Origin of the sequence: Acinetobacter sp. YH12098, from assembly GCF_013419235.1 — a bacterium.
Taxonomy (GTDB): domain Bacteria; phylum Pseudomonadota; class Gammaproteobacteria; order Pseudomonadales; family Moraxellaceae; genus Acinetobacter; species Acinetobacter amyesii.
Genome location: NZ_VPAO01000005.1, coordinates 20,061 through 41,985, shown reverse-complemented (window position 1 = coordinate 41,985; position 21,925 = coordinate 20,061). Strand labels below are relative to the sequence as shown.

At 43.4% G+C, this 21,925-nt stretch carries 13 protein-coding genes and 1 pseudogene; 6 read left to right on the top strand and 8 right to left on the bottom strand.

The window, feature by feature from the left end; genetic code table 11:
• Positions 1–26 precede the first annotated feature (26 nt).
• Positions 27–2,206 (top strand): annotated as a pseudogene (locus tag FTU38_RS02385) (SulP family inorganic anion transporter).
• Positions 2,207–2,276: 70 nt separating this feature from the next.
• Here the strand turns inward: FTU38_RS02385 and FTU38_RS02380 are convergent.
• The 7 genes from FTU38_RS02380 to FTU38_RS02350 all read right to left on the bottom strand — a co-directional run bounded on the left by FTU38_RS02380 (position 2,277) and on the right by FTU38_RS02350 (position 8,575).
• Positions 2,277–2,591 carry a hypothetical protein gene (locus FTU38_RS02380; protein ID WP_078189807.1) on the bottom strand — a complete coding sequence of 105 codons (315 nt, stop codon included), beginning with the start codon at positions 2,589–2,591 and terminating at the stop codon, positions 2,277–2,279.
• Positions 2,592–2,663: 72 nt separating this feature from the next.
• Complete coding sequence (locus tag FTU38_RS02375; RefSeq protein WP_180048786.1) at positions 2,664–3,743, bottom strand: patatin-like phospholipase family protein; 1,080 nt, start codon at positions 3,741–3,743, stop codon at positions 2,664–2,666.
• 106 nt (positions 3,744–3,849) lie between these two features.
• A complete protein-coding gene (locus tag FTU38_RS02370; protein ID WP_180010239.1) occupies positions 3,850–4,257 on the bottom strand; it encodes a hypothetical protein in 408 nt (135 codons plus the stop codon).
• A gap of 111 nt (positions 4,258–4,368) precedes the next feature.
• Positions 4,369–5,988, bottom strand: a complete 1,620-nt coding sequence (locus FTU38_RS02365) for an AarF/ABC1/UbiB kinase family protein (protein WP_180007065.1) — start codon at positions 5,986–5,988, stop codon at positions 4,369–4,371.
• 18 nt (positions 5,989–6,006) lie between these two features.
• Complete coding sequence (locus FTU38_RS02360; protein ID WP_180002881.1) at positions 6,007–6,675, bottom strand: SCP2 domain-containing protein; 669 nt, start codon at positions 6,673–6,675, stop codon at positions 6,007–6,009.
• A gap of 16 nt (positions 6,676–6,691) precedes the next feature.
• Positions 6,692–7,636 (bottom strand): bifunctional demethylmenaquinone methyltransferase/2-methoxy-6-polyprenyl-1,4-benzoquinol methylase UbiE, encoded by a 945-nt coding sequence (gene ubiE, locus FTU38_RS02355; RefSeq protein ID WP_078189802.1) that lies wholly within the window; start codon positions 7,634–7,636, stop codon positions 6,692–6,694.
• A 225-nt stretch (positions 7,637–7,861) separates the two neighbouring features.
• The gene (locus FTU38_RS02350) at positions 7,862–8,575 is read right to left on the bottom strand and encodes a hypothetical protein (protein WP_180110475.1); all 714 of its coding nucleotides are present in this window, start codon (positions 8,573–8,575) and stop codon (positions 7,862–7,864) included.
• A 205-nt stretch (positions 8,576–8,780) separates the two neighbouring features.
• Between FTU38_RS02350 and FTU38_RS02345 the strand changes: the two genes are divergently transcribed.
• Positions 8,781–10,199: a phosphate--AMP phosphotransferase gene (locus FTU38_RS02345; RefSeq protein ID WP_180110474.1), complete on the top strand. Its 1,419-nt coding sequence runs from the start codon at positions 8,781–8,783 to the stop codon at positions 10,197–10,199.
• A gap of 141 nt (positions 10,200–10,340) precedes the next feature.
• Here the strand turns inward: FTU38_RS02345 and FTU38_RS02340 are convergent, their stop codons facing one another.
• Complete coding sequence (locus FTU38_RS02340) at positions 10,341–10,862, bottom strand: hypothetical protein (protein WP_180110473.1); 522 nt, start codon at positions 10,860–10,862, stop codon at positions 10,341–10,343.
• Between the two features lie 179 nt (positions 10,863–11,041).
• On the opposite strand from FTU38_RS02340, the gene FTU38_RS02335 reads away from it, so the two are divergent.
• From FTU38_RS02335 to rpsO, 4 genes are all read left to right on the top strand, one after another.
• The gene (locus FTU38_RS02335) at positions 11,042–14,827 is read left to right on the top strand and encodes an exodeoxyribonuclease V subunit gamma (RefSeq protein WP_180110472.1); all 3,786 of its coding nucleotides are present in this window, start codon (positions 11,042–11,044) and stop codon (positions 14,825–14,827) included.
• Positions 14,824–18,594: a UvrD-helicase domain-containing protein gene (locus FTU38_RS02330; RefSeq protein WP_180110471.1), complete on the top strand. Its 3,771-nt coding sequence runs from the start codon at positions 14,824–14,826 to the stop codon at positions 18,592–18,594. Before FTU38_RS02335 ends, FTU38_RS02330 begins: the two co-directional genes overlap by 4 nt.
• Positions 18,595–18,788: 194 nt before the next feature.
• Positions 18,789–20,516 (top strand): exodeoxyribonuclease V subunit alpha, encoded by a 1,728-nt coding sequence (gene recD, locus FTU38_RS02325; protein ID WP_257225664.1) that lies wholly within the window; start codon positions 18,789–18,791, stop codon positions 20,514–20,516.
• An 868-nt stretch (positions 20,517–21,384) separates the two neighbouring features.
• Positions 21,385–21,654 carry a 30S ribosomal protein S15 gene (rpsO, locus tag FTU38_RS02320; protein WP_005007057.1) on the top strand — a complete coding sequence of 90 codons (270 nt, stop codon included), beginning with the start codon at positions 21,385–21,387 and terminating at the stop codon, positions 21,652–21,654.
• The last annotated feature ends 271 nt before the right edge of the window (positions 21,655–21,925 follow it).

Below are 21,925 nucleotides of genomic sequence, written 5' to 3'. Positions count from 1 at the left end.
TGATATTTATTATAAACGGTAAAATGATGACATCTAAAATTGAACGACATCGATTTCATATTCACGACTTTTTATCTGGAACAGTGGTATTTCTCGTGGCTTTACCGCTATGCCTAGGCATTGCATTGGCTTCTGGCGCACCGATTCTCTCTGGCATTATTGCCGGCATTGTCGGTGGTATTTTAGTTGGGGCACTGAGTGGCTCACATATCAGTGTTGCAGGGCCAGCAGCAGGTTTAACAGCAGTCATTTTGGTACAGCTTGAACTACTCGGCGGCAACTATGCCGCCTTTTTATTGTGTATTGTTTTTGCCGGTATCTTACAGATTGGATTTGGCATATTTAGGCTCGGTTTCTTTGCCAACTTTATTCCGAACAATGTCATATTGGGTTTATTGGCAGCTATCGGGCTGATCTTGATTGGGAGTCAAATGCCTTATCTGTTTGGCTTGAACCAATTTTCATGGTCAGTGTTGTGGCAGTCACAGCCGCTCAATTTGCAATGGGATGTGGGTGCCATTGTGATCGGTATCGGTAGCCTTGTACTGATGTTGCTTTGGGAGCAGAGCCCATGCAAAAAATGGGTTTTGCCTTCAGCCTTGGTTGCTGTCGTTCTTGCTGCACTATGTAATGCCGTGTTGGTGCTTAGTGGCTCGTCTTTTGCAGTTCATCCATCAAATCTCATCCAACTTTCTAACCTTTGGGATCAGCCACAAAATGTGATGATCTTTCCGGATTGGACCGCTTTAAATAATCCTCTGATTTATACGGGCGCTATCACTTTGGCGGTTGTGGCGTCATTAGAAACTTTATTGAATTTAGAAGCAGCAGATAAATTGGATCCGCATAAGCGCTCTTCACCCCCCAACCGAGAGTTATGGGCGCAAGGCATCGGCAATGTCGTTCGGGTGCTATAGGCGGGATGCCGCTGACGTCAGTAATTGTTCGTAGTTCGGTCAATGCCAGTGCTGGAGCTAAAAGTAAATGTTCTGCCATCTTTCATGGCGTGTTGCTCCTGTTTGCCGTGCTGTGTTTAGTGCCTTTGATGAACATGATTCCACTTTCAGCATTAGCTGCAATTTTAATCCTCACAGGTTTTAAACTGACGCATCCCAAATTGTTTAAACAGCTTTATTTAAAAGGTTGGAAACAATTTATTCCTTTTATCATTACCTTGTTGGCGATTTTACTCACAGACTTATTGCTCGGAATCTTGATTGGTTTAGCCAGTAGTGCGGCCTTTATTTTATATGCCAATTTTAATAAGGGACTGAAGGTGTATAAAGAGCATCATTTACATGGGGTGATTACACGGATTGAATTGCCTTCACAAGTCAGTTTTCTCAACCGTTCGGCATTAATATCTGCATTGGAACATATCCATCGCGGCGAACAAGTGGTGATTGATGCTACACATGTGAGTGATATGGATGCTGATATTTTCCAGCTTATTCAAGAGTACCAGCAGGAAAAGGCAGCACAGCGTAAAGTGCAAGTGCAGTTGATTGGTTTCAAGACACACTATGCCGATGCGCAGGAGGCGGCATTAGATATAGATATTAGTACAGCAGCTTTACAGCAACGTTTGAACCCAGAGGACGTGCTCGCTTTGCTTAAAGCAGGCAATAAACGTTTTGTACAAAATGAGCGTTTGCAACGAGATATCTATCGGCAACTGCGGGTGACCGCTGAAGAAGGGCAGCATCCGATTGCGGCAGTGTTAGGTTGTATGGATTCTCGTGCGCCGACTGAAATGATCTTTGATGTTGGAATTGGCGATTTATTTAGTTTACGCATTGCGGGGAATGTCGCGGGACAAAAAGTTTTGGGATCATTGGAATTTGCCTGCGAAGCCAAAGGTGCCAAAGTGATCGTGGTGCTTGGTCATACGGACTGTGGTGCGGTTAGCAGTGCTTGTCAGTTGCATTTAGCTGGTCAATCGATTCAGAGCCTGACGCGTATGCCACATATTCAATATGTGCTGGGGCCACTCAATGAGTCTGTATCGCGTGTTGCCGAATTGATGCAACCACAAACGCTGAGTCCGGCATTTTTAGAGCAAGTGACGCAAATGAATGTGCATTACAACATCCGCTATATTTTGCAAAATAGTGAAGTGCTACAGCAGTTGGTGCAAGAAGGTAAAGTGGCGATTGTTGGTGCAGTGTATGATGTAAAAACTGGACGGGTTAATTTCTTCGGATAAATAAAATCCGATGACATAAAAAAGGATCATCATGAACACATGATGATCCTTTTTATTGAACTAAAATACATTAGCGAATCATCGGTACGATCCAACTGGTAATGATCAGCAAAATACCGAAGTGTCCCAATTTACGGGTGACATATACCAATTTAGACGGTTTTTGTTCCAATTGTTTCGCATAGTCTTCGATACTAATGCCTTGTTTTGCATTACTAGTAAATAAAAATACCGCCAAATCGATACAAATTAAAATGGTACCGACATCTGCCACTACTTCCATTAAATCGTATTGGCCGCTGATCAAGGCGGTTGACACTTGATAAACAAGGAAAAGTGCAAAAGCGATGCAGGCATACTGCAAAACAGTTAAAAATATCCGCATAAATCTATACTAAATAAGCTCAAAATTCTGAAACAGGATTATAGCGTCCCTCGCAAGAGATTACTGTAACGCTTAGAGTGCTTGCATGACTGCTGGGAAATGTTGCTTCTCAACCATTTCCAAAAACTCATCGCCCATACGCTGACTTTCAGCCACGCATTGGTTCCACATTTTAATCCGTTGTTGGTTGTCTAAACCTTTGAGGGTAAAATCTTTGCGGTCAGGCAGTCGGCCAAGCGGCAAGCTTGCAAGGTATTCTTGTGAAGGTGATAGTAACAAGGTACGCGCTTGATTGTCTGGATTAGCCTGACGTTTAAATAATTTATCAAACCAACCGGGGGTGATGCTATCTGTGAAATGTGGATATAGTACGATGCCTTGACTTTGGAAGGGCAGGTCAATGTGATAGTCGATTAGGCCGCCATCGCGGTAACTGCCTTGTGGTGCATCAGGGATATCACGGATCGCGGCCATAACACCAGGAATAGATGCAGATGCCATAAGCCACGGCATAACACTATTTTGAGTCAATGCATGGTAATGCGTGGTAAAGCCATCATCCGCCACGGTAAATTGATGACCTGACACAGGCTGACTAATTACACGCTGCATGAAATAACGACTGTGTTTACGTGCGAGCGCTGTCGTTCCCACGATTCCTGCGACAGAGGCTAATAGCGGCAGAGCTTTATCACTTTGGAAAATATGCTGAGCTTTGACTGAAAGCACAGTGAGGTGATAATCCGGGTGATTAACCAGTGCCGCTTCTTGACCTTGAATCAAATCGATCAGCATGCCACGACACACATCGCTGACTTCTTGACGGCTCATCTTTTTATGAAAGCTCAGATTGGTATACAGCTCAGAGAGGCGTTTCGTCCCTTCAATGGCTCCCCAAGCAGCAATACTGGCAAAGCGCCAACTGCCAATCGATGAACCAATTAAAGTACGCTTTTGTTGCGCGCGTGGCAAAAAGTCAGCAAAAATCGCCTGATCTAAACCTTGAATACCAATGCCTTTCGGACCACCCGCAGCACCGGGCAGGATATCCACTTGAGCAGCGTTTAAACCCTCTTGTTCAATCAGTTGGCGGGCTAAATGGCCAGCACGGATATTGAGCGCAGGCGGTCTTTTTTGCAAAATTTGAGTCATGGTAGTCGCTTAAAATACAGTCGTAGAATTATTCTAATGCGTTTTTGCACAGACCCAATGGCTGAAACTTCCGACAAATGACTTCTCAGTCATATCAGGGCGTCTCTCAGGAATGCTGTAATAGTTGTTCGTTATGCCGATGCAATTGAAACAAACTGAGGCAGACGATTGCCCATGTCGCCATTGGAAAGACCGCCCAAGCAAATAGGTTAATGATAAAAATCACGGCCCCAGCTAATAACCAATAATTTAACCCCGCCATCAGCTTTTGCTGTGGCAAACAAAGTAGGAATAAACAGGGAAGTGCATTAAAGAGAATGATCCACCAAAATGTAGCGCTATGCTGCATCCGATACAGGGTGGTGTTGGCTGGCGGTTGCCAGTTTAGAAAAGGCATGTGCATATTTAATTGAACCAACACATCGAGCAGGGTCGAAAAACTATACAGCAAGGCCGTTGCACATGCTCGGAGAGGGTTTCGACCATACAGTACCCCTAAATAACTGTATGACATGGCGTTCAGCCTTATTTAAATTTTTGAATTTTTTGTTTTTATGGCTTTAAGCCTTTTATTGTCAAAAGGCTTAAAGGAGCTATGGATACATCAAGATCATTTAAACACAGATTATTTAAACACACGCCAAATGGCAAGTAAGCTTGAAAGTGCAATTAATACGATGGAAACATACCATGGCGCAATTATCGCGATGGAGAGGAAGATGGCCATAATACTGCCAAAAACCCAACTACGTTTTTGCTGATGTTCCATTTGCAGGCGCATGCTTTGCAGTTCATTCAGTTGTTTGGCATGCCAAGCCGACTGATTTTTTAAACCATTCAGGCTGTCGATCATCAGCGTTGGTAAATCTTGCGCACCTAAAAGTAAGTCTGGAATTTTTTGCCCGAGTTCTTTTAAGTTTTTCTGCGGATTCATTTGCGCTTTAATCCAATCGGTGAGGATTGGTTTTGCCAAACTCCAAATATCCAATTCAGGATAGAGATCAGTTCCTAAACCTTCAACATGGACCAAGGTCTTGAGCAGCAACATCAGTTGTGGCGGAATCTCTAAATGGAAACGACGCGCAATATCCATCACTTGAATCAGGATGCCGGCGAAGTCCAATTCATGCATTGGTTTAGAGACCATTGGGCCAACGGTACGACGCATTTCACGTGCTAAGGCATCTTGATCTGTACCCGGTGGAATCCAACCCGCTTGATGCACGATTTGAATCAGTTGCATAAAGTCGCTGTTCATAACCGCAAGCAGCATGCGTGCTACGGTCATTTGGTCGTGCTTTGAAAGCTCACCCATAATCGCGCAGTCCAAGGCAATAAAGCGTGGATTGCTTGGATTAATGGTTTCGACGAAGACATTCCCCGGATGCATGTCTGCATGGAAGAAGTTGTCGCGGAACACTTGGGTAAAGAAAATGGTGAGCCCTTTTTCGGCTAAATCTTTACGATCCATGCCCAAGCGATCAAAGGTCGCAATATCTGAAATTGGTACACCCGTAATACGCTCTTCGACCATGACATCACGGCTGTCCATATAGACTTCAGGCACGTACATCATGCTTGAACCGGTGAAGTAATGACGCATACGACGCGTGTTATCCGCTTCTAAAGTCAAATCCAATTCATTGAGAATAATTTGACGGTAGTCTTGAATAATTTCAGATAGATGCAGGGCACGAGCGGCTTCTAGGCGTTTTTCAAGGAACTGACCAAGCCACTCTAATATTTCAAAATCATGCAGAATTTGATTGCGAATATTCGGGCGAGCCACTTTCACTACGACTTCGCGACCATCATGCAGTGCAGCAGTATGCACTTGTGCGATAGATGCTGCGGCTAAAGGTTGCTCGTCAAAGCGTGCAAATAAGGTATTAACATCGGCTTTGAGTGATTCCTGAATGCGCATTTTGGCAACGTCATTTGAAAAAGGTTTTACACGGTCTTGTAAAAGCACCAATTGCTGTAAAACTTCAGGTGGAATCAAGTCACGACGGGTAGACAGTAATTGACCGAGTTTAATGGCCAAAGGTCCCATATCTTCTAAAGCTTGTTTTAGCTTCAGTGGATTTTTACGTTCTTTGCTTAAACGTGCTGCAGGATGTATACGAATGAGGGAAATAATATGACGGGCTTTTTCCGGTAATTCTTCCGCAGGAAACAACGTGTCGAGTCTATAGTGCGCAGCAATGCGCCAAAGGTCGAGTAAACGTGAAACGTGCGGAATCATATATGCAATTACCTAGTCTTAAGTGTTGTCTTGTAATGAGTCAATTTGGCTGTGCAGCTGCTGAATTTTTGCTTCTGCACGGTCCAGATTTTGATTCAAAATTCGGGTGTCTTGATTCAGGTCATCCATTTGCCAGCGTGGGGCAAGCAAGCCTGAATCTTCTTTTAACGCGTCTTCAGCAAAGAACAAATGGCTTTGTAAAGTACGTTTGAGATGTTTGGGTGCAAGTTGTAACTTACCAATTTCATGCGCAAGGCTTGGACCAATCCAAGGGCTTAGATGCGAAGCTAAATCAGGCTCAGCTTGCTGCATAATGCGCTGGATATCCTGCAATAAGTGATAATCACCTTGCAATGGAATATTGCCGACATCTTCAGCCAACAGCAGTTTGAGGAGCTCGACGACCGTTTTGACATGTAAGGTCGCCGTTGCTTCAGTTATGTTTGACTGCTGCTCGAAAGGGCGTTGCTCAAAGATGGATGCGGTTTCAGTATGTCCTGTTGGCGTCGGTTCTAAGCGAACTTTCTGATCGTCAAAAAACACATCCACCGACAACTGTGGTGAGTCGATCACCACACGAAGCATTTTGCCTTGCAATTCATTCAGTTGGATGCGGGTAATCGCATCCAAATCAATGACATGATGAATTAAGCGTTCAACTGCACCAAGTGCGAGAATCGACCACATAGTTCAGCCTGCAGTATTAAAGTTTGAAACCACGGTGTACAGCCACGATACCACCCGTTAAGTTGTGGTAATCACAGTTTTGGAAGCCCGCATTTTCCATCATACCTTTAAGAGTACGTTGGTCTGGGTGCATACGAATTGATTCTGCAAGGTATTTATAGCTTTCAGAGTCATTCGCTACGATTTTACCCATGATCGGTAATGCAGTGAATGAGTACAAGTCATACAGTTTTGAGAAAGGTTCAAATACCGGTTTAGAGAATTCTAAAATCAGTAAACGACCACCTGGCTTAAGTACGCGGTACATGGCAGCTAGTGCAGCATCTTTGTCAGTCACGTTGCGTAGACCAAATGAAATGGTCAATAGGTCAAAACTGTTGTCTGCAAAAGGTTCTAAAGTTTCAGCATTGGCCAAAACGAAATCGACATTGGTACAACCAGCATCAATGAGGCGGTCACGACCGACATTGAGCATCGATTCATTAATGTCTGAAAGCACCACATGACCTGTCGGGCCAACTTCACGGCTAAATACTTTGGCAAGGTCACCAGTACCGCCTGCAATATCTAGGACGTGCTGACCGCGACGTACACCAGACATGTTAATGGCAAAACGTTTCCATAGACGGTGAATACCAAATGACATTAAGTCATTCATGATGTCGTATTTTGCAGCCACTGAGTGGAAAACTTCCGCTACTTTTTGTGCTTTATCTTCGCTGCTCACGGTTTGATAACCAAAGTGCGTGGTTGCCCCAACGTTACCAGTATTCGCGCCACGTGGCAGATTATATTTGGGTACTGAACCTGTCACAGGTGTGTCGGTCAGACGTTGTTCTAAAGATTGTTGCTGACCTTGCGCTGTCCCTTGTGGTAAAGGCTCAGTTAAGAATGGACTCACTTTGTCTGTATTTTGTGCCGACTCAGGTGTAGGGGCAGGCGTTTGATTCTCGTTAGACATTAGAGTCACTCCTAACTTATAAATAGGGTTAATGTTGCTTTGCAAGCATGATGACAGATTCTCTGTTGTTATACAGCAGTCATTTGCATTTGTTGTGAATAATATACAGAAAAAATAAGGGTCTGCTGTAATTGCTTTGCAAATCCCCTATAAAAAATCTGAATTCAGTCTTGCAAGCCCAGTTTGTTTTATATCAAACATGGGCTTTGTGGGATGTGAGTTTTGTTAAGCCGCAGGCTGAAACGGGTTCGGGTCACCGGCATGTACACGGTCAACGATTTGGCGTTCTACAGCGGTAAATTCGCGGACAAATTTTTCTGCTGACTTGAGCGGTTTCATCGCCAAGAAGCCATCTTGCATAAAGTCGTACATCACTTCGAAGTTGTATTTGTTTGCTGCGCCCTTACACATTTTAAAGGCGGTATAGACCATAAACGAGCGCATATATTTATCTAAATTACGACCTAAATCGTCTAACAGTTGCAGTTGCAACATGCGGTCTTTGCCCTGATCGAGCTTGAGATAGGTCTGGCGCATCATTTCATCGGTCAGGGTTGGGTTGGTTGGATAATCTTGTAGTAATTGCATGGCCACTTGCTCATCAAGCTGTACGGCCAATATCGCAAGTTGTACGCCCGAAGTGCCGGTCTTAATGGCATTGTCTGGAATCAATTTTTCTGCTTTATGCGCATAGCGAGTGAGACGTGCAATTTGTGCTGCTAATGCATCGAAATCAGGACCGCCGTATAAACGGTTAATAAAATATTCAGACATCAGCACATTCTGTTTTTCAGCAAATTGTACGGCATGTGTGCGTTGCATACGCTGTTTTTGCCACTGCTGGACATCTTGTAAACGCTGTAAAATTTCTGGCTTTTTGTGGTAGTTCAACTGGTAATACAGTTCAAGTAAATCATCTAATACTGCAAGTTTGGACATTGAGTGTCTCAATTATTTTTTAGATGTTTGAATCTTAGTGGGTGTTGGAGCTTAGGGCTATGACAAAGTGACGAAATTACAGGTCAATCTGAGTCAGTTTGTTGCAGAAATGGTCATATTTTGCATTTCAGCATATACATGAAAGCATTGTTGTGTGATGAACGGCATGGTTATACTCAAAACAGAATAAAACCAAGGGTCTGCCATGAGCTTAAAAGAAACAGAATTTCAATTGATGGATGAAGAACAACTCTCGGTTGAGCTAATTGAAGCGCAATATCAACTGAAAAATACCAGCCGTCAGCCTAATGCCAAAAGCGTGTTGATTTTAGTCAGCGGAATAGAGCTTGCGGGTAAGGGGGAGGCCGTCAAACAGCTCCGCGAATGGGTTGATCCACGTTACTTAAGGGTGAAAGCGGATGCCCCGATCATGTTTAATCAAAAACAAACCTTTTGGCAGTCTTATGCACGGTTTATTCCTGCCGAAGGGCAAATTATGGTGATGTTTGGAAACTGGTACAGTGATTTGCTCAGTACCGCTATGCATGTGTCAAAGCCTTTGGATGAAACCTTATTTGATGAATATGTCGAGAACATGCGAGCCTATGAACAAGACCTAAAAAATAATCATGTCGATGTGATTAAAGTCTGGTTCGATTTATCGTGGAAATCCTTACAAAAACGTTTGGATGAAATGGACCCGAGTGAAGCGCGTTGGCATAAATTGCATGGTTTAGATTGGCGCAATAAAAAGCAATATGACAACCTACAACGTTTACGTCAGCGTTTTAGCCATGACTGGGTCATCATCGACTGTGAAGATGAGCAAGTCCGTGATCAACAATTTGCACAGCATATTTTACGGACCTTAAAACATTGTCCAACACATGAAACCACGGCGGTGGGGCGCTGGAAACAAGCCAAAACCCCACAGGCGTTATTGGAACCCAGCACTGCCGTCGCTGATGAAGCTGATTATAAAAAAGAATTAAAAAAATTAAGCCGTAAGGTGGCTGAAGCTTTACGTTTTGATTCACGCAACGTGGTGATCGTGTTTGAAGGGATGGATGCCGCAGGGAAAGGCGGAGCAATTAAACGTATTGTTAAAAAGTTAGACCCACGCGAATATGAAATTCATACCATAGCAGCACCTGAAAAATATGAACTACGCCGTCCTTACTTATGGCGCTTTTGGAATAAAATTGTCCCTGAAGAGAAAATCACGATTTTTGATCGCAGTTGGTATGGTCGTGTTTTGGTTGAGCGGATTGAAGGATTTGCTAACACCGTTGAATGGCAGAGGGCATACGATGAAATTAATCGCTTTGAAAAGGACCTATATGACAGTCAAACGGTTGTCATCAAGTTCTGGTTAGCCATAGATAAGGATGAGCAAGCTGCGCGGTTTAAAGCCCGCGAAGAAACCGCACATAAACGATTTAAAATTACTCCAGATGACTGGCGGAATCGTGACCGTTGGGATGACTATCTCAAAGCTGCCGCAGATATGTTGCAACGTACGGATACAGAATATGCGCCGTGGCATGTGATCGCTACCAATGACAAACATAGTGCGCGCTTACAGGTATTAGAGACGATCTTAGCGCAATTGAAAGCAGATTGATTTTATGAAAAAAGCCACGCAATTCGTGGCTTTTTTCTTCATTTTCAAAACTCGCTCATTTTCAGATTTACTTCATCTTTAGATCTATGGTTTAAATCACTTTGATTCTTAAATCTTGTTGATGCGCTAGACATCGTTTCGTTAACCATTGTTAGGCGTTGGAACAGGTTGGTTCGGAAATTTCTGTTGAATACGCTTCGCCAATTGGTAGCTTTCTTCTACATGGGTTTCAGCGACTTTTTTCATCACAATATAACCCAAACTGGCTGCCACCAATTGTCCACCTAGTGGAATAAATTTGGTCACTTGTTTGGTAATATATTTTGCTGCAATGTTATTTAGCGATTTTTTCATGGCGGTTCGTGCAACCACTAAACCAGAAAATTCGACACCACGTTTACGCAGTTCTGTCCAATGAATTTGTTTGGTTTTCGGATCAAACACACTAATTTGATCTGGCGCTAAACCAAAACGCGCATTAATTTCTGGAATGAGCTGTGACAAAATTCCGACGTCAATCACCACATCCAAAAATGGCACAGGAATAATGGCTGCACCTGCTGAAAAATAAGCACGTTTTTTCACAAGCTCTAAGCATTCAGCGCGAATAATTTCCAGATTTAAGTTAGGGTCGATGGAATCAGGAATGTTATCAATTTTCATAAGCAGATACCCTTGATACTGGATTGGTTTTTTTCTCATAAAGTATCATTAAGATACTTGTTTAAAAGCATTTTTTGCAATCTATTCTCTTGTCAAAGTCGCATAGACAGCCCAAGATGTATAGTAAATAATCATTGTTGTTTTGTAGTAGTTGGTCACTCAGGCTGTAAAGGTAATCCATGGCAATACATGTAATTCAGAGTCAAAGAATCGAAGTTTTGGTGGATTGTCTAATCAAAAAATTAAAATCAAATCAGTCGACTAATGCATTATCTGTCTTGCAAGAACGGCATATCGTGGTACCCGATCAAGCCATTGCAGCATGGTTAGAAAAACAAGTTGCTGAAAAAATCAGTATTAGTGCCAATATTAAGTATCATCGTAAAATTTTAGGGTTGCAGTGGAAAGCCTACGATTGGGCCTTGCCGAACAAACAAGACCGAGAGCGAATTAAAGGTATCAACATGCCGCCATTGATTATGCAATGGCGTATTTATAATGCTTTAGCCGGTTTTATTGCGGCTGATAAGTTTGATGCTGCTCAGATTCCGACAGACGTGCAGCCCTTAGTTCAGCGTATTTTTGACAGCACAGCACAACTCTCAGATCGAAAAAAACGTGAGCAAAAGCGCCAAGAAATGTTGTACTGGATCGCTGCTCAAGTCACCCGGCTTTTTACCAACTACATGGCCTTTCGTGGCAGTTGTATTCATACCCCAGATGAAGGTGTTGAGCACTGGGTTTGTCCACATTGCGATACTGACTGGCTAAAAGCGTGGAGTTATAACCAGCCGTTAAATATTATGCAACTTACAGGTCTGAAACCTGAACAAGCTGATGAATATCTACCGACTCAGGCTCGACAACTGGAGCATTGGCAGCGTTGGCTGTGGCATCAAGTATTCCAAAAAGACTTTAATGACCGTCAGGAAATAGACAATAAATTTTGGTTTGCCTTGGCGCATGCTGAGCAAAATCGGCAGCAGCAATTTGATTTGGATGCTGAGGATGATGAGCGCGATGATGATGAGCGTCACCAAACCTATAACGGTTTGCCTGAACAGATTTTCGTCTTTACGACCTTAGAATTACCCCCTGCACAACTGAAATTTTTATATCGCTTGGCAGCGTATACCGAAGTGCATCTGTTGTATTTCAACCCATCGCGTGAGTATTGGGCAGACATGGTCGATCCCGTATGGAAAGATCGTTATAACTTGAAATTACAACAGCGTTATATTGAGCGAAATCCCAATGTCAGCACGGCACAAATTCAGGCCTATCTGAGTACGACCAATGCGGAATTTCGTGAATCTCAGCATTCATTACTGACGCGTTTAGGTAAACGTGCGCGGGATAACTTTGCATTATTGGTGAATATGTCTGGTGGCGAAGGTTGGGAAGATATTTTTCCAGACACCGAGCCGACAACGCTGCTCGCTCAAATTCAATATGACATCATGACCTTAGAAGAACCCGAGCAGCATCAATATGCACTCGCGGGGGCAGATGAATCGATTCAATTTCATGTCTGTCATTCTAGCCTGCGTCAGTTAGAGGTTTTACGTGAACAGTTGGTGCATTGGTTGGCCGATGGCACGGAACAAGAGCCACGCCATCCGAGTGATATCTTGGTCTTGGTGCCAAACTTAAAAGAACTGGAACCGCATATTCGGACGGTCTTTTCGACGACTCGAGGCATGGGTCGCAGTGCTGTGGATTTACCTTATATCCCAGTCAAAATTGCAGGGGTGGTCAGTCAAGATATTCAAAATGCATGGCAAGCCTTTGTTGGACGCATTGAAATTAGTCAAGGTCGTTTTACCGCAGAAGATTTTCATGATTGGCTGAATTTGAATGCGGTGCAAGAACTGTATCAGCTCGACCATGTGCAAATGGAGCGTATGATGGAACTGCTGATTCAAGCCGGTTTCCGTCGTGGTTTAGACGAACAGCACATGTTGGCTTATTTGTCCGAGCAAGACCGAGATTATCGTTATACCTTTAAATTTGCATTAGACCGTTTGGCTTTAGGGATTGCGATTCCACAACATGCCGTATTTGAGGACACGTTAAGTTTTGCAGGGGTGTTGAGTAGTGATTTTGAGTTGGTGCAAACTTTAATTCAGATCTACCGAGATATCAGTGCGCGTCGAGATTGGCTCAATCCAAATCTCAGCGCACAGACGGTCAAAGCATGGTTGCAACAATTAGACGCAGATTTGAAGCCTTTTGTGGAGGCCAGTGGTCGTGCATTTGAAACCATTCGCAGTGTAATGCGTGCGATGACGCAACGTCTGCACAATGCTCAAAGTGATAAAGTTGAGTCGCTCCCCAATAGCTTTAATTTGCCATTATCTTTGCTGCTCAAAGAAATACAACAAGGCATCGATAGCTCTGCCGATCAGATCGAACCGACAGGATCCGTGACCTTTGCGGACATGGGGAAAATCCGCCAAGTCCCATTTTCATTGGTGGTGTTGATGAACATGGATAGTGGTAAGTTTCCACGTCGTGATCAGCAAGTGCCTTTTGATTTGATGGATGTGTTTAAACCGGTATTGGGTGATCGCTCACGTTTGGAAGATGATAAAGGTGCATTTTTAGATGCCTTGTTATTTGCCCGACAGTCCTTGTGGATTTTCTATAATGGCTTTGATGTCAATGATGGTGAAAGTCGTGAGCCATCCTCCGTGATTTATGAATTTAGCCAATTCCTCGCACGGATGATTCAGCCGCAGCAATTGAACCAACCACATGATGCCATGCTGGATTTGGATGGCTTACGCATTCCACAGCAGCTCGAGCCGCTATACCATATTTATCCTTTGCAGCCATTTGACCCGATGGGTTTTCAGCAGTCGAAAAACCTACGATATAAAGATCAATGGTTTGCTGTGGCGGAACATATTTTAGATCAGTCTGGTCAACGCCAATCGTGGATTAACCGTGATTATCCTGTGCATGATGAACAAGAAGTACGGGTTTTGGATGGTCAGGAATGGATTAAAGATGTGGTGTTTCCAGCTCGTGCATATTTGAAAACGCTTGGCGTGGCCAGTGTCTATACCGGTGACCAATTACCACAGCAAGAGCCTTTATTGCTCGACCGTTTACAGCAATATCATGTCCGTGACTTATTGCAAAAGCATTATGTGCAACCTGCCTCTCGTGTCCATCAAGCTGAGGATCAGAACTCTACGACTCCAACTGAACCGGATATGGCCTTGTTCCAAGATGTACTGCCTGTGGGACATAGTCAAATAGCGACTTGGAAGCTCAGTTTGCAAGAGCAGGCACAGTTATTAGAGCGTTTGGATGGACGCCGTGTAACCGCGACCACCTTACAAAACTTACAGCTTGAACCGCATTTGATACTGAGCATCACCGTGCCTGAAGACTCTCAGAGTATGCATTGGTTAAGCTGTATGGCGTCTGGGGCAAAGCCTAAACGTCAGACGCAAACCTGGCTCGAATATCTGCTGTGGTTGAGCTATTTAGACTTAGGCGATGAGGGGGCTGCATATCGTCGTGAAGTGATTTGTAATGATAAAAGCATAGTCTGTTGTGGATTAAGCTCTGCACAAGCCAAGCTGCAGCTCAGTGAATGGGTGGCGATGTGGAAACATGCACAAAAACGTCCTGTGGTGCTGCCTGCTGCCTTAATTCGCCAAGAAAAATGCACTTGGGTGGAGAATGAAACAGGCCAGCTCATGCCAGATAATTTTGCAAAGCTTCAAGAGGAATGGCTGAAAAATCATAGTTTTGGTGGAGTGGAGTTGGAGTCGAATGAAGCCAATAGCCACCATCGTGATTGGAGCTTTATTTTACAGCAACAAGCGGCAGATGAGCTTCTGGCATTGTCCTGTCGTTATTATGCAGAACGTTTATATCATGTGATGGATACCGAGGCGGATGACGGCCTAAAAAAACTCAATGTCATCAAGCCTGAGGTGAAAAAATGAATATGCCACAGCAAACGATGAAAATGTCCACCAACCCGATTGCAGACATGAGCTTTACCGGACTGCACTGGATTGAAGCCTCGGCGGGTACAGGAAAAACCTATACGCTTTCCAGTCTGATGGTACGGATTTTTCTCGATCGCTATATGCCGAATCAGGTCATTGCCACCACTTTCACCCGTAAAGCCACAGCGGAACTCAAAGCGCGAGTTCGGCTGCGGATTGAAGAAACCCGTGACTTTATTTATGGCCTGCTCGCGGCATCTCAAGATGAGTTGGCCGAACTTCAGCAAATTTTGAGTGACCCTTTGTATCAGCAAGTGCTGAAAGATCATGGGCATCATTTAGATTATGCCTACAATCGGTTGAACGTGGTCTTACAACAATATGAAGAACTCTTTGTTGGGACCTTGGACAGCTTTAGTCAAAAGTTATTACGTGAATTTGCCTTTGAAAGCGGTCGTATTGAACAAGTGCAAATCAGTGATGATGAAGACCTACATATTGAACGGATCATTCATGATTTATTAAGAGATTGGATTCAGCAGCAGCCTGCACATTTGATTGAATATTTGATGTTGAATCATCAGTTGAAAGGCCCTGAATACTATCTTAGCGTGGTAAAGGAAAGTCTAAACTTCCCATCGGTGGATTTGCGCGTCCCTGAATTACCCGAAAATGCCTTGGCGCATTTTGAAGCGATGTGTCATCAGCTTGCGCAGATGCTGCCTGCCGCTCGTGTAGAGCTTGCAGCGTGTTTTGATGCCGAAAGTCATTATAAGAACCTTGTCGACGCTCGACGTTTTAATAAAGGGACATTCTTTGTCACTTTTAATACACGCATTCCCGAGTTTTTACAGCACTTTGAAGATTCGGGTAGCCAAGGGGTATTGACTCAGTCCGACGTGTTACAACCGACGATGAAAGCCATTCGTTCATTGTTTTATGATCCGAATAAAACTGAATTCAAGCCACGTGTATTTAAAGACAAAGTCGTTGAAGAGCAGCCAGATGTCTCAAAAGAATTTTATCAACATGCTTTTGTGCAACAACTTCGAGCGGTGCTCAATGCTTATGAACATATCAATCAAGCAGAACAATTTCTAAACTTTTATTTGGCACAGGAAGTCAAAAAGCGTTTACCTCAAGTGTTGTCCCACGCTGGCGAAACCACCTTTTCACAACAAATTAGGACCTTATCGGAAGCCTTACAGCAAAGCTCAGCAGCAGGGAAAGACAGTTTTGCCGCTCATGTTTTGGCACGATATCCGCTGATTTTAGTCGATGAATTTCAAGACACCAACCAAGATCAAGATGACATGCTATCCAGTATTTGGCGGGTCAAGGAGCGCTTACATCAGGGTTGTATGATTATGGTCGGCGACCCCAAACAGGCGATTTATGGGTTCCGTGGCGGTGACATGCTGACCTATCGTAAAGCGCGTCATGATATTCAAACCAAGGGTGGGCGTTGTTATACCTTGAACAAAAACCATCGTTCAGTCAAAAATTTGGTTGAAGTGGTGGATGCCTTGTTTCATCGGCAAATGGATTTTGGTGAGCATGTTGAATACACCCCGATTCAAGCAGGTGAGCGCGAGCATCCGCCGTTGATTGATCATGATCAAGTCAATCCACAACCGCTGCGTTGGTTGGCTTTGGATGAAACGCTAAATGAAGCAGAGCAAGTGGCTTGGCAGATTCAGTCATTACTCAACCAAGCTCAGCAAGGACATTTATATTTTCAAGACAACAATATCCAGCGAGCACTGACAGCAAACGATATTGCGGTCTTAGGGCAAAACCATTTCGACTTAGAGCAAGTGCAACAATGTTTATTGCAACTGGGTGTTCCTTGTTATAAAGCATCACGGGACAGCGTCTATAAAAGTTCCGTCGCACAAGACGTTGCCGCTTTGCTGACGGCGATTTTAAATCCTTATCAAGAAGCCAAGGTGAAACGTGCGCTGCTGAGCCGTTTATTGGGTTTTGATCTGAAACAACTGGTCGCACTCGAACAGCAGGCAGATGGGCTGAGCGAAATTATCGAAAAACTCGAACAGATCCGACAAATTTGGAATGAGCAAGGATTCCGCAGCGCGTGGAATAGCTGTATGACGGTCTTTCAGGTGTGGACGCGGTTGGTGGCTGGACAAAGTCGAGATAATGAACGCACAGTGGTGAATTTACGCCATATCGCAGAATTATTAAGTCAGCAAAGTGAACACTACACCGGTGCGCATAAGCTCTATCAATGGTTTATTCGCCAAATCAATTTAGGCATCAATAATGAAAGCACCCAAGAGCGAAAATTGACCGGGCAATTGGGGGTGCAACTGATGACGATTCATGCGTCCAAAGGCTTAGAGTTTGGTTGTGTGTTTTTATTGGGAGCAAATGCGGGCTTAAGTGAAAAAGGCAATTTGAATTTTTCCCTTAAAGACAATCAGCAAAAAAGCCTTGGGTTAGAACGTGTGATTGCCGTGAAGTCTTCGGACTTACCCGAAGATGATATTCAACAAAATGATGCGCGCAATGAAGCAGAGCACCATCGCTTGTGGTATGTGGCGTTGACCCGTGCCAGTTATCGTGTTTATGCCGTGCTACGTCATCATGAGGTCGAAAAGAAACAATTGGCAGAAGCACGCTCAGGACTGACTTTTTGGCGTGGAAGCGAACCAGATCTGTTCCAACATGCAGATAGTGTGGATGCTGATGTCTTGCGTGCAGCACCACCGATGTTGACTCAGACTCAGGTTGAATCTGTTGTATTAGAAGCGGAAGAGATACCTAACAGCCATTTTTATCCACGGGAAACCACTAGTTTTACCGCGCTCACGCGTACGGCACATAAGACACATATACAACGTGACCAACTGGCAGCGGCAATGAACGAACAGGAAGACAGTGCTGCCGATGAAGTTGAACAGCTTGAAATCGTTGAAGCAGAAACGGCAGAGAAAATAAGCTGGATTAAACGGCATTTTCCAAAGGGAACCAAGCCCGGAAGTTTCTTGCATAAATTGATGGAAAAAGTTCGATTTAGCACCCCAGAAGAGAAGTTGGCCAAAGCCATCGCATCACGTTTTCATAGTGATGTTGAGTTTGATTCGCCGCAAATGTTGCAAAACTTAATGAAACAGTTCGGGCAAACGGCAAACCCTGAGCAAGATGAAGCTGAACTGATTGAAGAAATGCGGGAATGGTACAGTCAAATTATTCATACACCATTGCATGATGGTTTTAGCTTGCATCAGTTAAACGATGGCGAATATCGTTCGGAAATGGATTTTCATTTGAGTATGGCAGATCGTGCATTGGCGATACGTAAAATACGCATGCTATTTGAAAGCCTAAAAGAGCCAGATTTACAAATACAAGATTTGAATGATGTGTTTACGGCACGCTATCTGACGGGGTCGATTGACTTGGTATATTATGATGGTCAGCGTTATCAGATTGCCGATTATAAAAGTAATTTCTTAGGCGATCAGACCGCACATTATAATCATGCCTATATTCGAGAAAGTATGAGTCATTCTAGTTACTGGTTGCAGGCGGCTTTATATTTGGTGGCCCTACATCGTTATTTGAAAGCCGTGATGAAAGACTATGACATGACGCAGCATTTGGGTGGGGCGAGTTATCTGTATCTTCGTGGTATGGATGGACAGTCCGATCGTGGAGTATATCACTGGAAGCCGGCGGATACATTCATTCAAAACCTCGATGCAATATTGAGCGAAAAGGTTGTGGCTAAAACGTGAAAAAGCACGAAAAAGATAAAAATATTCACGCTGAAACAATAAGTTGCATTGTGGATAAGTTTGAGGATAACTGTGTGGAAAATGATCAAAAAGCCTTATCAGCACAGCCTTTGCACGCGAGACAAGAAAATACTGTAGAAAAACAGGTTTTAGTTCCCCAAAATACCCAAGAAAAAGCTGATTTAGATGCGGTTTTGCCGGATTGGATTGACTATTTAATCCAACATTATTTACCCAATCAGGCCAGTCATCCTGCTGCAAATCAGTTAATTCAACAATTGATGCAAGCCGTGGAAAAAGGCGATAGTTGTATTTTGGCCGAAGATGTACAGATTCAATGTTTGGCTCAGATGGTTCAGCATGAGCAAGCTGAAAAAACACCTGTTGCGCCTTTTATTTTTGATTCACAGCGACTTTATCTTTATCGCTATTGGGCATTAGAAAATGCTTTAGCCAAGCAAGTTGCACGTTTAAAACAGCAAACAGAGCAAAATCTCAATCAAACGCAGATGCTTAATATCGAAAAGGATTTACTGACCGATCCCCATCAGATCCAAGCACTGCACATGGTGTGTCAGCACAATTTTAATATCATTACCGGTGGGCCTGGGACAGGTAAAACTTATACCTTGGCTCGGATTATTGCCGTGTTGAATGAGCAAAATCCAAATTTAAGAATTGCGATGGCAGCGCCGACAGGAAAAGCGGCGCAGCGAATGGAAGAAGCCTTACAAGCAGCGTTTAAAGATCCTGCATTGCAGCATTATTCGATTATTCACAAACATTTGAAACCCGTAACTTTGCATCGTCTATTGGGTTTAGGGACGCGCGCTATCCCGCGGTTTAATGAGCGCCAACGCTTACCCTATGACGTCATTGTGGTCGATGAAGCCTCCATGTTGGACTTAAGTTTGGCGCAGATGCTATTCGCGGCAATCCCTCAACACAGCAAGCTGATTCTCTTAGGGGATGCAGAACAGTTGGCTTCGGTCGATGTTGGCGCTGTTTTGGCCAACCTTCAGGATGTCGATGCCTTACAAGCCAACCGTACCCATTTACAGACCAGCCGCCGTTTTGTACAGGGTGCAGCCATTGGTGAGTTTGCTCGTTTTATTCAACAACAAGAACAACAGCAAACAACCACTGAAGTTCTGGCGAAATTCGAACATCAGGTGGTATCTGCATCCGAACTTCAGCCGATTCAACTGACACCGAATATGAGCGATGTGATTCAGTTGCAATATCTCCCCGACGCTACGAACAGTGCGGCACATTGGGCAAAATATTATGATCAACTGATGTATGGTTTTCAGCCCTATGTGGCATGGTTAAAACAATGGCCAGAGCAACCCGCTGAATATGCAAATTGGTCAGCCCAATTGATTCGCTATTTTGATGATTATCGGATTCTATCGGCCATTCGACATGGAAAATTAGGCTTACACGAACTCAATCAGCAGATTGAACTTCGGGTCTTAAATACCTTGGGTGTGTTGAAACAAGGGGATTGGTATGTCGGTCGTCCAGTCATGATGACCTATAACGATTATCAACTTGGACTATCAAATGGTGATATCGGGATTTGCTTAAAACGACCGATGACGGAAAAGTCGCAGTTTGAGGTTTATTTTCCAAGTTTGGATAAATGGGTGGTGGCAACACGGTTACCTAAAAGTATAGAAACCGCCTATGCCTTGACCATACATAAGTCTCAAGGTTCTGAATTTACCCATACGGCGGTAGTTTTGGAAAATCATGCTACCGAAATGATGAGTAAAGAGCTGATTTATACCGCCATCACTCGTGCCAAAAAAGTGGTGAGTTTACTTGTTGCAAAAGATGCATTGGCAAAAGCGCTTATAAAAAGAACAGCGCGAGTTAGTGGTCTGTTAGAAAAAATTAACAATCACCTACCTTTGTAAAGCCTAGGCAAAATGTACCGTATTTTGTAAGAAATGGCTTACATCGATTCAGGAGATTTGCGCATAGAGCTTTTTAGAGCTTTTTGAGAAGATGACTTCACAGAAAAAGAACTCAACACGGATGGTTGAGTAAAATCGCAAAAGTATAAGAATAACGTCAAAAGACAGCGAACTTACAGTGAAGTAAGGAAATAGGAAACTTACAGCCGCTAAGCCTTGTAGTTTTGGGAGAGACTACAGGGCTTTTTTATGTCTGGAAAATAAGAAATGCCTATACGCTGTAACAGAAAAGAAATAGAGCTTAACTGATGTACGAAAAAGCTTACATATAGATACGAAAAATACGACTTTTATCTAATAGCCGTTGTGGCAAAATCTACCACATAAGGAAGTGCAAGTTAAAACATGGAATGTTTGACATAAGGACGCGGAAAAGCGCCACATAAAACAATAAATAATAAAACAATAACTAAAAAAGAAGAAACTACAGCGCAAAAAAGCCCGAGCCTAGCTCGGGCTTTTTTTTAATCATTCCACTTTGAGTTTTGCATGCTAAACATCGAGTGGCAAAATATATCAAAAAATCAGTTTAAAATTCATTCAATGACATCGCATTCAACATGTTAGAAATATGCGGTTTTGTGTCGCATAAAGTATCGAAACATATAAAAAATTTATAATGGAATCGATGTGAAAAAAAAGGCGCTATTATCGTCATGAAAACCTGACGAAGTCGGCCATCTCTTTTTGCAATTGGGACGATTTTCCCTTAATATAATGCACTTGCTGTAGTGATGCACGGCAGTCAGCTGATTTATCAGTTGATTCGTATCAAAAGTTAACTTTATAAGCATCTCGGAGAAATCGAATGGCTTTAACAAACGCAGATCGCGCAGAGATCGTTGCAAAATTCGCTCGCGCTGAAAACGACACTGGTTCACCAGAAGTTCAAGTAGCTCTTTTAACTGCTCAAATCAATGATTTACAAGGTCACTTCAAAGAGCACAAACACGACCACCATAGCCGTCGCGGTCTTATCCGTATGGTTAACCAACGTCGTAAGCTTCTTGACTACCTTAAAGGTAAAGACGCTACTCGTTACAGCGCATTGATTGCTGCTTTAGGTTTACGTCGTTAATTCGATTTAAACTTTTATTTTCGGACTATTGCATGCTTAGTGCTGTATTACTGAAAACTAAAGTCTATCCAACCTTGGTTGGATAATGGGGAAGGGGCGTTGATTCGCTCCTTCTTTGTGTCTCAAATTAGTATTTTTAATTAATGTTTTTAATATCTAGTGAGGTCGGCTTCTAAGCTTTGTCATTTATGTTGCAGCGTTTGGGGCGTTGAGTGAATGCCAAACCTTAGGGGTCTCCACTAGAATAAAATCAGGAAAAAATAAAACATGT